6 protein-coding genes are annotated in these 14,304 nt (G+C 65.2%); all 6 read right to left on the bottom strand.

The window, feature by feature from the left end; genetic code table 11:
• Positions 1 to 58 precede the first annotated feature (58 nt).
• Positions 59 to 1,066 (bottom strand): dTDP-glucose 4,6-dehydratase, encoded by a 1,008-nt coding sequence (locus ACSQ12_RS06385; RefSeq protein ID WP_436064766.1) that lies wholly within the window; start codon positions 1,064 to 1,066, stop codon positions 59 to 61.
• A gap of 52 nt (positions 1,067 to 1,118) precedes the next feature.
• Complete coding sequence (locus ACSQ12_RS06380; RefSeq protein ID WP_436064765.1) at positions 1,119 to 2,552, bottom strand: nucleotide sugar dehydrogenase; 1,434 nt, start codon at positions 2,550 to 2,552, stop codon at positions 1,119 to 1,121.
• A gap of 549 nt (positions 2,553 to 3,101) precedes the next feature.
• Positions 3,102 to 5,786, bottom strand: a complete 2,685-nt coding sequence (locus ACSQ12_RS06375; RefSeq protein ID WP_436064764.1) for a LuxR C-terminal-related transcriptional regulator — start codon at positions 5,784 to 5,786, stop codon at positions 3,102 to 3,104.
• 2 nt (positions 5,787 to 5,788) lie between these two features.
• A complete protein-coding gene (locus ACSQ12_RS06370; protein ID WP_436064763.1) occupies positions 5,789 to 8,512 on the bottom strand; it encodes a LuxR C-terminal-related transcriptional regulator in 2,724 nt (907 codons plus the stop codon).
• A 283-nt stretch (positions 8,513 to 8,795) separates the two neighbouring features.
• Complete coding sequence (locus ACSQ12_RS06365) at positions 8,796 to 11,576, bottom strand: LuxR C-terminal-related transcriptional regulator (protein WP_436064762.1); 2,781 nt, start codon at positions 11,574 to 11,576, stop codon at positions 8,796 to 8,798.
• Entirely contained in the window at positions 11,554 to 14,229 is a 2,676-nt protein-coding gene (locus ACSQ12_RS06360; protein WP_436064761.1) for a LuxR C-terminal-related transcriptional regulator, read from the bottom strand. Before ACSQ12_RS06360 ends, ACSQ12_RS06365 begins: the two co-directional genes overlap by 23 nt.
• Positions 14,230 to 14,304 lie beyond the last annotated feature (75 nt).

Here is a 14,304-nt window from a genome sequence, read left to right as displayed (position 1 = left end):
GGTGCACATAACTTTTGACGGTTGCCGCCCCCCGTCCGGCGCGGCACCTCACGGACGGCTAGTTGGCCGCCATCGTGACTTTCCACCCGAGCGGATCGGGTGCTTTCACCGGGCGGTGGTCGGCCGCCACGTTCAGGATGATCTGGTCCAGTGTGGTCTTGGGGTCGAAGCCCACCAGATCCTTCGCCTTGCTGTTGTTTGGCACGCGCCGGCGCATGTCCTCATAGCCCTCTGCGTAGGCCTCTTCGTAGGGCACCAGGGTTATAGGGCTTTCGCTGCCGAGCAGCTCCACGATCCGCTGCGCCAGGGTCAAGATCGAGATCTCGTAGCTGCCGCCCAGGTTATACGCATTGCCGTAGGCGGACTTCTCCTCCGAGATCCTGGTGATGGCGGGGACGATGTCTCCAACGTAAGAGAAGCACCGGGTCTGGTGGCCGTCGCCGTAAACCGTCAACGGCTCGCCGGCCAGCGCCTGCTTGACGAGGCGGGGCACCACCATGCCGTACCGGCCGGTCTGCCGCGGGCCCACTGTGTTGAACAGCCTGACAATGGCAACCGGAAGGCCGAACTGCCGCCAGTAGGCGTGCGCGAATGCCTCGTCGATGCCCTTGGCAGCGGCATAGGTCCACCGGGACTTGAGCGCGGAGCCGAGGATCCGGTCAGACTCTTCCGACAGGCTGTCCGAGGTGTTCTTTCCGTAGATTTCACTGGTGGATGCCAGGAGCAGTGAAGCTCCGGATGCCAGGACGGCGTCCAGGACCACTTCCGTGCCGTGGATATTAGTTCGCAGGCTCTCCAGCGGGTGCTCCACGATGAGGTTCACGCCAACCGCGGCCGCCAGGTGGAATACCCGGTCAGCACCGGCCACCACCTTATCCACCGCGGCACGGTCCAGGATGGTGCCCTCCACGAAGTGGAAATCCCGGTGGCCGATCACCGTCCGGAGGTTTTCCAGGCGACCGGTTGAGAGGTCATCCAATACGGTGACTTTGTCCCCGGCCGCAAGGAGGTGCTCCACGAGATGGCTCCCGATGAAGCCGGCTCCGCCGGTGATTGCTGTTTTCACTTCTCCTACTTTCTTTTGAAACCCGGCGGGCCGCCGGGATCACAACTTTGATTCACAACCTCGTGACATTCGTTCCGGCCGGAAGACGGTAGGTGGTGTCAAGGACGGCCGGAGCGTCACTCAGCCAGTCGATGTCCATCGCGGAGTGCCTGGTATGAAGGATGACCAGGTCCGCGTCCCAGCCCGCCGGATCCTCCAGCGATTCCAGCGCACTTCCCTGCCCGTCAGGGGCGGTGGGGCACCACGGATCGTGGTAGGCAACGACAGCACCGTCGGCCACCATTGCAGCGATGATTTCCAGGGCCGGAGATTCCCGAAGGTCCTCGACGTCGGGCTTGTAGGCCACGCCAAGGACCAGCACACGGGCGCCGTTGATTCCGTGGTTCCGGTCGGACAGGATGCGGCGTGCCTTTTCCACCACCTGGTGGGGCCTTCCGGCAATGCCCGCCATGGCGTGCTCGATGACCGGCGCCGTGACCCTCGCCTTCCGCAACTGCCACAGCAGGTAGTGCGGATCGCAGGGAATGCAGTGGCCGCCAACACCCGGGCCGGGCGTGAACGGCATGAATCCGTAAGGCTTCGTGGATGCAGCGTCAATCACATCCATGACCTCCATGCCCAGCTCGTGGCAAATGTCCGCGAACTCATTGGCCAGGGCGATGTTCACCGCCCGGAAGGTGTTTTCGACGAGTTTGGTCATCTCGGCCACATCTGCCGAGGGCACAACGTGCACCAGCTTGGTGCTGGCCTGTAGCAACTCTGCTGCGGCCTCACCGCACGCCGGCGTTACCCCGCCCACGACCCGCGGAACGTCTTCGTGCGAGAAAGCGTCCACGCCGGGGTTGATGCGCTCCGGAGAGAAAGCCACGAACACGTCCCTGCCGGGGATCAGGCCTTTGGCGGCCAGCGGCACTGCCAGAAGATCCCTGGTGGAGCCCACGTAGGTGGTGGACGTCAGCATCAGCAGCTGGCCGGGAACCGCGAATTCGACCACGGATGCGCACGCGGCCCGCAGGATGCCGAGGTCCGGCACCAGGTACGGATCCACCGGGGTGGGGACACAAACCACCACTGCCGCCGCACGGGCCAGCAGTGAGAGGTCCGTGCTGATCATGAACGACGGGTCCTCCAGCGCGTTGCCAAGCCGTACCCTGTCGGAGTCCAGCAGGTCTGCCTGCCGGGACCGGATGACAGCCAGCCTGTTCTCGGACACATCGAGGCCCAGGACGCGCCGTCCGGAGGCGTTGATGGCAAGCGCAGTGGGCAGGCCAACGTAGCCAAGTCCGACAATTGCGACGTCGAACGTGAACGTGAGGTCCTGGGTATCAGTGTCGGCTGCCGTTGCGTCTGACTCAACGGCCTCGGGCGCCAGCTCCGGCGCCCCCGCTCCGTTTTCCGGCCATTCCCGGGAATCGTCGAGCAGGGGTGGAAGCTCGGCCCTCGTCAGCGGGGCCTTATGAGCCTTTACTTTGGTGTTCGGTGTCATGCTAACCGACCTCCCGGTATTCGATTTGTCCCGTTTGTAAGAAAGCCGGCGACGAAGTGTGGCAGATCCCGGTCTCAGAAGACGCTGCCCGGATCGTCGCCGGCTCGAATGGGGTGCCCGCGATGGGCGGGATGCTGGTCGCTCTGGAGGAATGTTCCAGGTGGATTGACACATGAAATTCCGAAAGCCAAGTGTCAGCTGATCGATGCATTTAGAGACCCACTTCTTTCCCCAATAGTTGCCTGCGGCCCAACAAGCTACAGCGTATTAACCAACCCCTTGCCGGGGCGCGAGTGGGCTCTACCCGTCTTTGCGGGTGCATCACTGAGGTGGAGGGGGTGGTACCCGCCCGGCCCGCCCATACCACTCGCATGAATACTCGTTTGGGGGACGGCGCGAACCCGGGGCCGGCTCCGACGTCAGGGCGCGCGGAGGTTGCAGCGGGTAGCCAGATGTATTGACCGCCGTCTGGCGGGCGCGGTTAATCCTGCCAGCCGTGCCGGCGCAGGCCATGCCTGGGCCGGCCGTGACCGGCCCGGCAGTGCCCTGCTAGCCCGCGTGGCGGGCGCCATAAGCTACCGACGCCAGGTCCTCCCGATGGCTGATTCCGAGTTTCGCGAACATCCGGTAGAGATGGCCTTCCACAGTGCGGAGCGAGAGCCCGAGCTGGAGGGCGATTTCCCGGTTGCTCGCACCGGCCTGGACCAGCGCGGCAATTTCCTGCTCGCGCCGCGTCAGCTTGTGCAGGTCCGGCGGGATCTCGGCGGCGGACGAGCCGGTCTTGTTCAGCGCCGCATTGCGTTGCTTGACGAGTTTCTGGGCCTCGAACTGGCGGGGCTTATCTCCCCGTGTCTCGAGGATCCGCAGGGCGTGGGCAGCGCATTCTGCGGCTGCCAGGTCCAAACCGTCCCGTGCGGCGGCATCGCTCATTTCCACGAGCCGGTTGACGTCCTTGGCGGCAAGGGCACGGCAGTAGGCGGCCAGGAACTCCGCGCTGCGCCCTTCGCAGCCCTCCGCAGTTACGGCAAGCCGCGGCACAACGGACAGGTCACCGAGCCGGAGCACCAGGGAGAGTATCTCCACTTCATAACTGAGGAAGCCGGACGCGGCTGCCGCATCCGCGAGGGCCATCAGCTTGGAGACAGCCGTCTGGACGCCCAGGCGTTCGGCCAGGGCCGCCACTGTGTAGGCCTGCCCCAGCAGTGACGCGTGGCGATGGTCCGACAGCAGCGCCTCATAGGCGTCCGCATTCACTTTTGCCGTTTCCGTCCGGTTAAGGATGGACGCCGCGTAGGCTGCGGCCGCAAGGGCATCAGGCAAGTCTCCCCCGGCATCGGATAGACGCAGCACCTCGGCCGCCTGGCTGAGTTTCGGCAGGGCGGCCCCGACGGTGCCCCGGCGCAGGTCCGCGGTGCCCGCCGCGAGATGCAGCATCCCGCCGAAGTAGATCAGGGAGTTCGACGCCTGGGCGATGTGGTTCTGCAGGTACTCGTCCAGGACGTCGAACTCACCGGCATGGAGCAGCGCCAGCAAGTAGCGTCGCATCACGAACTCGGCGTATTCAAGGCGCCGGTCGCCGCTATCGGCAAGGATGTCTTCAACGTCCATGATTATCTGGATTGCCGACACGGCACGTCCCGTGAGTGCCAGCGACTCTGCCAGCAACGTCCCGGCCAGCAGCCGGGACTCGTCGTCGTCCGTGGACTCCCAGATCTGCTGGAGTTCCGGCTCCGCCTCGACATGGCGTCCTGCCGCCTGGTAGCCCTCCAGGGCAAGAAGCCTGCTGCCAAGCCGCGCTGTCTCAAACTCCTTGGCATCGAATCCGGGCCGGGCCTCTTCCAGCCTCGAAACGGCTTCCGCCCACGCATCGGCCGCCCGCAGCACAGACTCCGGACCGTTGCGTTTGCCGGCGGCGAGTTGCGCCGCCAGCATGGAAGCCTGGCGGACGGTTCGAAGGTCGGCGGCTTGTTCAACCACGCCCTCAAGGCACAGGCCGGCTCCCATGGGATCCCGTCCGTACAGCTTGGCGCGGGCCAGTTCCACCTGCGCGGCAAGCTTCAGGGACGGATCCCTGATGGCGCCGACCACCCGTTCCACGTATTCGGGAATGAAGAGGCGGTTCGCCAGCTGGGCGGCCTCAAGAATGTCGGCGTCGGGGACAGTTGCCCCGGACTCCAGAGCCCAGGTGACGTGCCGGAGCCTGCCGTCCAGGGTCTCCGGCCGCGAGTCCATCAGGTCAACGATCCGCCTCCGGATGGTCACGCTGCGGGCGGTAGGGACCAGTTGCCTGATCACTTCGCCGATCAGGGGCTGGGCCAGGCGGACATGCCTCGCCGGGTCCGCCGAGATCGCGATGAACTGGAGCTCCTTGAGCTCGTCGACGGCGTGGCTGTCGCTGGCACGCTGGAGGACGCTGAGGGGGATCGCCTCAGCGAGCGCCACTGATTCCAAGGCCTGGCGCTGACCGGGGTTCAGCTGCATGATCTGGTTCCTGACGAGGTCCATCAGCCGGACAGTGGCTGCTCCCGGCTCGCTCAATAGCACCCACGTGTCATTTCGCTGCACCAGGTGGCCGCGGGTCTTGGCATGGGCTATCAGTTCCAGCAGGAACATCGGATTTCCGCCGGACGACCTGAACAGGACCGCGCTCGCGCTGGGGACCAGCGGTGAGCCCAGCACCCGGGTGCACAACTCGTCCGATTCTTCCTTGCTCAGCGGCTGCAGTTCGAAACGGTCAACCAGGCCTTCCGACCACATGGACAACACCTCGGGCGGCGGTGACGGGTGCGGCCGGCACAGCAGCACCACCCTGGCGGCTTCGGCAGCGGCCAGCTGGGCAATGACAGCGGCGCTGCTGTCATCCAGGTGCTGGGCGTCTTCCACGACCAGGACAGCCTGCGACTGGTCCCGCAAGCCCTCCGGATTGAGCTCCGTTACCAAAGCCTTAAGCACGGCACGCGGCTGGTCCGTCTGTCCGGGAGTCAACGCCGTCAGCAAGGGCGCAAGGGCCGCGTACGGTACCTCGGAGAGCGAAGGACCCGCGTAGACGTAGAAGGGCCGGATCCGGCTGCCAAGCTCAAAGATCACCTCATTGGCGAGCGCCGTCTTGCCGATGCCGGCATCGCCAAGGATGAGCGCGCCCGGACCGTTGGCGTCCAGAAGGCAGTCGACAACCGAGGCAACCATGCCGAATCGCCCGATCAGCCTCTCTGCCGTGATGGTGGACTCAGTCATGGCTAGTCATCTCCTGTACTGCCGAGGGCTACCGGAAGCTCCAAACGCTCTTCGATTTTCAGCTTGCCGTAGATCTGGTAGAGGTGGCCCTCCACGGTCCGTACGGAAACGTGCAGCTGGGCTGCGATGCTCTTGTTGCTCGCTCCGGCTGCGGCCAGCTGCGCAATCTGGAGCTCCCGGGCTGTCAGGGTGAGGCGGTCGTGGGTTCCGTCCTGGGGCGTCCGCAGCCTCCTTCGGCAGGATTCTGCCAAGTGCTTGGCCTGCCGGATCAGGCTCCGTTCGAGCCGTGTCTGGTCGAGGTTGAGAACTGATTCGGCGATGTCCAGGGCAAACCTGTCATTGTGCAGCCGGGCCGCGAGGTTTGCAGCAGCCATCAGCTCGTCGGCTTCACCGGAAATGATGCCCCGGGCGTATTGTGCGCACAGTTCCGCGAAGGGTCCCTGGCTTTCAGCCGCACTCTCCAGCAGCCGGGGCGCCGCAGCTGATTCCCCAAGCCTGACGGCCGAGCTCAAGCACAGCAGCTCGTGGCCTACATTGCCCGTGCCGCGGTCCTCCTCCGCCATGCGCAGCAACTCTCCGATCCCCGTCCGGGGTCCATCCAGCTCCGCCCGTGCGAGTGCGGTGAAGTAACCCTCAGCCCGGGACACCTTCCATGATTTCCGCCGGGAACCTGATTCCGTCTCGGCCAGGTAGCCGAGCGCCTGTTCACGCTCACCCTGCAGAGCCGAGGCGTAAGCCGCGGCCGCGCAGGCGAGAGTCAGCACGCCGTCGCTGTCCTGGATCCGCAGCTGGCTGATACCGGGAACGAGCAGGTCCAGTCCGTCGCGTCCGCGGCCTTGCATGCAGGCGCAGATCGCCTCCGGAACCTCAGTCGCGCTGAATCTCCGGTAGACCATGGACGACGGACCCCAGTCCTCGTCCGGCAAGGTCTCTGCGGCCTCGTCCCATCTACCGGCCACCAAATAAGCGAAGCGCAGCCGGGAAATCACCGACTGCGCTATTGCCACCGGGATCTCCGGACGGAGGCACTGCAGCTTCAGCTGTTCAGCGAGCTCGGCGGCATCCGCCTGCCGCCCCGTCACGGCCCACGCTTCACACAACCAGCTGCCTGCCTGGAGCCGGAATTCGGCACTGTGGAACTCCACATTGTCCAGGGCTCCGGCCAGGTCGGCAGCCATTTCCGGATAGGTTCCGGCGTAGCTGGCTGCCTCGGCTTCGGCCAGCGTCAGCTGTTCGCGGATGCGCCTGAGCTCCGGAGCGGGCATATCGGCTGCCGGACCAGTCGCGTCGTCATAGAGTACTTTTCGCACCCGGGCCAGGGACTCAGCCGCCTCGTGCCAGGCGCCCGGGGTGGCAAGGAACACCGAGCTCTCGGCCAGCAGGAGACCGATCCACTCAGCGAGCGCCGGGTCTCCCGTCGACGCCTTACGGTGCCGTCGGACCACGTCGAGGGCCTCGTCAACATCGCCGAGGGTCATCAGTGCCGCCACTTCCTCAGTGACTGCCGCAGCCAGCGCCTCATGCCCCGGTACCGAGCGGACGAACCGCAGCGCCAGGGCGGCATCAAGCCTCCCGTTGGCGAGGCGTGCGGCTGAAAGGGACTCTTCCGTTGACAACACGGCACCGCAGTCAAGCGCCCAGACCGCGAACGGCAGTTCCGTCGCGGGAGTCCGGAGGGAAGGTGCCGCGGCGAGGAGGACCATTTCGCGGAGCTCGTTGCTCCGCCCGGGCGGGACGTTTTCGCGGACCACATCGGCCACCAGCTGGCTCTGGATCCTGACGCGGCGGGGAAGGGAGTCCTCCACCGCCAGGACCCCGCGCTCTTCGAGGGCGTCCACGTCGTCGGCCTCCACCAGTTTCAGCAGGGTATCCAACGGCAGTGTCTCTGCCAGCGACAGAATCTCCAGAATCCGCCGGTCAGCCTCGCCCATCCGCCCCAGCCGGGTGGCGATCAGGTCGGTGATGGCCCGGCCATGGACGTGGTGGTCAGCGGTCAGGACCCACACACCGTCGCGGACCACAAGGGAACCTGAGTCAGCAAGCTCCATCGCAAGCATCTTCAGGTAGTGCGGGTTCCCGTCGCTGGCAGCCCAGAGCGATTGGACCGCCGAGTGCGAAACTTTGGCGCTGAGGCCTTCTTCAAGCCAGCTGACGGCCTCTCGGAAGGACAACGGTTCGAGGTTAACGCGGGTGAGGAATCCGCCGTCGCAAAGTCCCGAGATCTCTGCCGACAGCCGCAGCGGGTCAGAGCATGTCAGGACCAGGCGCACTGCGCGGTTTCGGGCGAGCTGGGCGATCGTGACGGCTGTCAATTCATCAGCTTCGCCGGCGTTGTCGACAAAGAGGTAGACGGTCTTCCCCTTCGCGCGTTCGCGCAGGAGCCGCATCAGGCCGGAGAGTACAAGCACCGGGTGGTTCAAATAGCCCGGCTCCAGGTCGCTCAACAGCATGTTCAGCGCGCCGTACGGGGAACGGGAGAGTGCTGCACTGCACCGAAGCGTCACAACCAGGGAATCGTCGCGGAACTGTTTGAGGGCGTGGGTGGTGAGGAACGTCTTCCCGGTGCCGGAGCTCCCGGTCACCAGGACTCCACCGGTGGACTCCGCAAGGGCGCGTGCGATGTCGCTGACCGCCTGCCTGCGCCCGATCAAAGGCCACGCGGCGCCCCGTGTCATTCCGGCGGACCTGGTGGCGTGTGAACTGGCCACATTATCGGCTGTCAACATGAGTGAGACCTCTGTATTTACGAGCGGTTCCTAGTAACCCAAATTAACCAGCTGGCAGGCCCGCAGGCACCAGTAGTGAGTACTCGAATTTGCCCGGCACCCATACCTGTACTTGGAAAGCAGGTACCCCTGGTTGTCCCGCGGCAGTACGCAGACAAGCGGATCTACCGCCGGAATGCGGCTATGCAGTCACCTGCTGCCGCTCCAAAATAGTTAACAAGTCGCCAGTGCGCTACCGGTTTCGCTACGCGCCCGCCCGGGTAGTCGCCGGCGGTCCGGGTACCTATTTGCCGGGGGATGTTTTCGCCCGCACGGCTGCTTCTTCTCCCAGTCCTGCCGCCGCGGCCAACTCGTCGCGTCCTGCGATGCCCAGTTTCAGGTAGCAACGGTAGAGGTGGCCTTCCACCGTGCGGACGGAAATCTGCAGTCTGTCTGCGATCTGGCGGTCGCTGAGCCCGGTTGCCGCCAGTCCGACAATGTTCCGCTCCCGCTTGGTCAAAACAGGCGCCACGGCGTCCGGCTGGGCTTCGCTTCCTGCGTGGCCCAGCTCTTCGTTGCAGCGGGCGATGCCTGCGCGGGCCAGGGCTGCCAGTTCGCGGTCGCGGCTCCGGTCCAGTGAGGCCAGGGCGGCTGAATAAGCGTCCGCGGCCAGCTGGAAGACGGAGGCCGCACAGAGGGCATCCCCCGCGCGCAGGAACAGTTCGGCGCTGCCGTCGGAAAGCGCCGCACAGTATTCAGCCAGGGCGGCCGCCCAGGCGCCTTCCACCGCGCCGGCGAGTTCCTGCAGCCGCTCCAGCCTGGTGGTGTCTCCGAGGCCCAGCGCCATGGCGAGGGCATTCAGCTCCAGGAACTTGGCGTCCTGTTGCGCGGCTTCCGCGGCGCTCCGGTGCAGGGCCGCGACGCCGGTTCCGTCGCCGGCCAGGTGTTCGTCACCTGCGGCCAGGAAATCCCGGGCAAAAGCCGTCACCAGATGCATGCCCCGCTCACCCCAGGCGTCATAATCCAATTTCAGCCTGGCAGCCTCCGCTGTGAGGCCCCGGGCGGCCGCGACGTAATAGGCCATGGCCGCGCAGAGCCGGAACATCTGCTGGGGGTCGCTGTCGCGGAGAGCCTCCAGGCCCGTGGTCAGTAACTCCAGGGCGTCAGCGAGCTTTCCCTGCCGGACGGCTACGTACCCCATGACGACGTAGGCGGCTCCGCTGAACGAGACCATGGCGGAACCGAAGGGTGTTTCCGCATAACCCGCCAGGAGCTGCTGCGCCTCGGCCCATTCACCGGCCGCAAGATCGCAGGCCACGAGTCGGACCACGATGAACTCAGGGAGGAAGAAGATGTCGTTGTCCGGAGGCTGGGCCTGGCCGAAGGCGTCCATGGCGAGTTGGCGCCCTTGCAGCGGATACCCCAGCGCGCAAAGGCGCTCCGCCTGTAGCGCCAGCGCCATCGACCGGGTGAGCGCGCCGTCGGGTGCCGCGAGCGAATCGCCGGCTGCCAGCAGGTCATCGAGCGCAGGCCCCATTCGCCTGTAGTCGCCCGCGAGCGAGTACGCCATGAGTTCTACAAGCGACGCCCGCTGTGCCGTGACCTTGAGGATGGCGGCTGAGTCCGCGGGATTGGCCGCCGCCTCTTTTTCGCCCCATTGGCGCAGGCGGCTGGCATCTTCCGCGATCTCCGAGGCGGGGTGCCCGAGTGCGGTCCGGGTGGCCGACCTCAGGAGGCTGTTGACCACCATGTGCGTGAGGCCGCTACCGGCGTCGACGTTGACGTTCAGGAGGGCGGCAGCTTCGTCGTAGTGCCCGAGGTTGTAGTGTGAGCGGGCCATCACGGCGCGCGCAGTCTGTTGCAGTTCCGGGTCCTTGACGGCCCAGGCGATGCGCAGGGCCGTCTCGCTCTCGAACAGCTTGCAGGCGAGCACGGCAGCCCGGATCAGCAGGCGGGCAGGCACTTCGGCCCCGCAGTCCAAGGACCAAGTAACTATTCGGAGCAGCGACTCCGGTTTGTCTGCAGAGACTTCCATCCGGGACACGAGTTCCCGGTGGAGCTGGAGGCTTCGGGCCGCGGGAACGATCCGGCGCAGCACTTCGCCGTAGACGGGGCTCACGAGCCGGAGAGTCGGCTCGCTGTCCACCGACTGGGCCACGAGCCGCTGGTCCAGCAGTTCCTTGACGGCGGGCTCACCGGCGATTTCTCCCACGAGGGTTCTGTCCACCGGTTCCGCCAGGGCGATCAGGTTCAGGGCCTCCCGGCCGTCGGCCGAGATGCGCATCAGCTGGACTTTGACGACGGCGGTGAGCTCCAGGGTCCGGACGTGGGACGAGCCGGTATTGAGCCACACTCCGTTGCGCCGGATCAGGTCACCTGAGCGCTGGGCCTCGCGGACGAGGGTCTTGAGCAGGAGGGTGTTGCCTCCGGCCTCCTGCCAGTATTGACGCGATGTGCTGTTGAGGACTTTGCCGTCGAGCAGCGCCTCGCAGAGTTGATGCCCCTGTTCCATTGTCAAGGGAGCAATGTCGAATCTCTCGGCCGTACCGTCGTGCCAAAGCCGGAGCAGCGGCTGCGGTATGCCAGGCCTCGGAATGCAGGTGGCCACGAGTTTGGCCCAGCCTGCCTGGACGAGTTCGGAAATCATCTCTGCCGTGGCCGTGTCCAGGTCGTGGGCGTCGTCAACCAACAGGAGGGCGGGTCCTGGATTTTTCCGGCCGCTTTCGAGGTGCGCCCATAACGCCCTCAGGACAGCCACCTTGGATGTGACGTCTTCAACGGAGAGATCCGCCAGGTACGGAGACAGCGCCCCGTACGGAACGGGGGCCAGGGACGGACTTCCGTGGACAGTCATCACGGCCGTCCGGCCGTTTCGTGCGTCGTTCAGCTGTGCCAGCAAGGAAGAGGCGCCCAACCCGGCGTCGCCCACCACAAAAACCGCCCAGCAGTCGTCCGAGGCAAGGGCGTCCCTGACTGCGGACAGCATGTCCCCCCGGTCTATCCAGGGCTCACCGGCATTCTGGCGCTTGGTTCCGGCGCGCGTCTGCGCCGAAGCCTTCCCGTCAGACTTGAGCGGATCCTTCAAGCTCACTCCTCGATGAAATCCCCATTTTCGTGAAGATCTGGTAAAGATGGCCCTCCACGGTACGGATGGAAAGCTGCAGCCGGTTGGCGACTTCCTTGTTGCTCAACCCCTGGCTGGCCATCCTGGCAACCTGCCGTTCCCGTTCGGTCAGTTCGGGTCCCACCGTGTGCGGCATCAACGGCAACACCGGCAACGTCTCTACGAGCCGGTCCAGACGGTGCTGGGCCGCGCGTGCGGATTGGGAATCTCCCTTTTCCCTGGCGATGTCCAGCGCCAGGACGACGCATCTGGACTCCACCGCATCGAGATGGAGCTCATGGGCCACGGACGCTGCCTCCAGCAGGACCTTGGAATCCTTCTTTCTGCTCCCCTCCCCCACCAGCCGGTTGACGCTGGCCATTTTTCCTTGCCGACGAGAGGAAATTTCGGTCAGCAGGACCAGTTCTTCCTCTGTTCCATGCACCGTAGCACCGAACAGGCTGATGGAGGCAGTGGTTGTCCGCCCCTTGGAAATGTCCTCGTGGGCGGATTCCATCAGCTTCTGCTTGGCTCCCGGATCCTTGAGCCACCGCTTTGCCATCCGGACACAGAAGTCGGCCATCCATGAAGTGAACCAGGCGACGTGCTGCTCCTCCTGGGCGGCCAGGTCCAGGAAGTTCCGCGATTCCTGGATATCGCCGGCCTGGGCATAAGCGAAGGCAAGCGCTGAGCAGGCAAGCGACGGACCGTAGTAGCTCCGCCTGATTTCCAGTTGCGCCTGGGCACCGAGCAAGGTGTCGATGGCGAGGTCGGCGCGTCCTGCGTAGGTGTAGGCCACACCGAGTGCGAGTTCGGCTGCCCCGCCGAGATACTGCATGATCTTGGGCTTCCGGTCCAGGGCTTCCGTGAGTATCCTGACGCAGTCCTCCCACTGGCCGCTGCACAGCAGCGCAGCAAAGAGGCCTTCAGCCTGCCAACTGAGCATCCCCGGAGCCACGTTGGACTGTTCCATCCTGTGCTGGATCTCGGCGGCCAGGGCGATGGCGTCTGCTTCCCGGCCCAGGACCGCCCAGGCCATGGTCAGCAGGCAGGCACAATTCAAGACATACAGGGGATCGCCGGCTTCCTTGTAGGCCCGCTCCAGGTCTTCGGCAACAGCCGCATATTCGCCCTGGTGGACCATCTGCTCAAATTCGGCAAGCCTGATCCGTTCATGCGCACGGGCAAAGTCGGCGGATGTTTCATTGCCGATGGATGCCCTTTCCCTGCGTGCCAGCTCCTGCCTGGCCGCCGACAGGATGCCGCCGATCCGGCTGTACCCACCGTGGATCCAGAGCAGCGAACTGCAGAAGTCCTGGATGTAGCTGGCGTAGGCGGTCGCGGGGAGTTCAGACAGCTGCTCGGGCGTGACTTCCTCGAGGACGGCCACTGCAGATTCGTGTTCTGCCAAGGTCATGTAGGCGGCCGCCCGCTGCTGGGCTGCCTCCGCCCAGTGCGGGTCCCCCACCCGGATCTGCGCCAAAGACTCCAAGGCGAACATCGGGTCGAACAGCTGGTTCGCCGCAGCCGCCGCGGCCAGTGCAAACGCCGGTTCCACTGGCTCGCCGCAGTCAAGTGTCCACGCCACATAACCGAGGAGCTCTTCGACATCCATCTCAGCGGGCGTTGTGCCCACCGCCCTGGCCACGAGCTGATGCAGCTCCTTGCGGCGCGGCAGATCCATCCAGCCCCGGATGACTTCGCCTACATATTCGTCCTTCAGGCTCACCCAGCGCCGGCCCGTCTCTCCCACCTGCAGGTACCCGGCTTTTTCGAGATCGGCAACCACTGCCGGGTCCAGGACGTCAAGGAGGACGAACAGGGGAACCCGCCGGATCAGCGCCAGCCATTCCAGGCCCTCCCTGACCTTCGGCGTCTCCCGTGCCAGCCGGGACCGGACCAGGTCAACCAGGGCGTCGGCCTCTGCGAGGTTGATCCCCCCTCTGAGCGCCCAGACCTTCCCGGCCAGATGTAGGTTGCCGGAACGCAGTTGTTCTATGACGATCGCTTGGAGGACCAGCGGGTTCCCGCCGCTTGCTGCGTAGAGCGAACTGGCGGCGGTGGCAGTCACAGGGCGCCCCAGGACGCCGGCAAGCAGTTTGCTCACTTCCGGCCGGGTGAATACTTCGAGCCGGACTTCCTCAAGTGAATTGTTCCGGAGGAGCCGGATCAGGTCTTCGGGCATGTCCGTCACATTGCGGACGGTGACCATGAGCTTTGCGGCGCCGCTCAGTACGAGGTGCATCAGGACGGCGGTGCTCATGCTGTCGATCGCCGGCAGATCCTCGAGCACCACAAGGACAGGACGTCCGGCGGCATCTTCCCGGATCAGCCGGGAAATGCCGTGAACAATCTCCCCGGGGGATTCCAGCGCCTTGCCGGGCAGCCGGGCCACCAGAAACGCCAACTGGCCAAAGGGGATCGCGGGATCGGTGGTGGTTCCATGCAGGTGGATGACGTGCATCTTTCCCGCCAGCTGCGCTTCCACTGCCCGTACAAAGGTGGACTTGCCGACGCCTTGGGCACCGGCCACAACAACGCCGTGAAGATCGTTATCGCCAAGGATCGAAACGACGGAGGCCTGGAGGTCCTGCCTGACTAAAGACGACCACTTACGACGCTCTGAGGCTCCCATGCCCCGGCGTTCAGTCTCCAGCAGCCCCCCATGTTCAGAGCCTGGTGATGCAAGCACGATCGATCACGCTACCTT

Source organism: Arthrobacter sp. LjRoot14 (assembly GCF_964253905.1).
GTDB lineage: Bacteria > Actinomycetota > Actinomycetes > Actinomycetales > Micrococcaceae > Arthrobacter.
The sequence above is the reverse complement of the archived record's forward strand: the minus strand, read 5'-3'. Positions and strand labels throughout refer to the sequence as shown.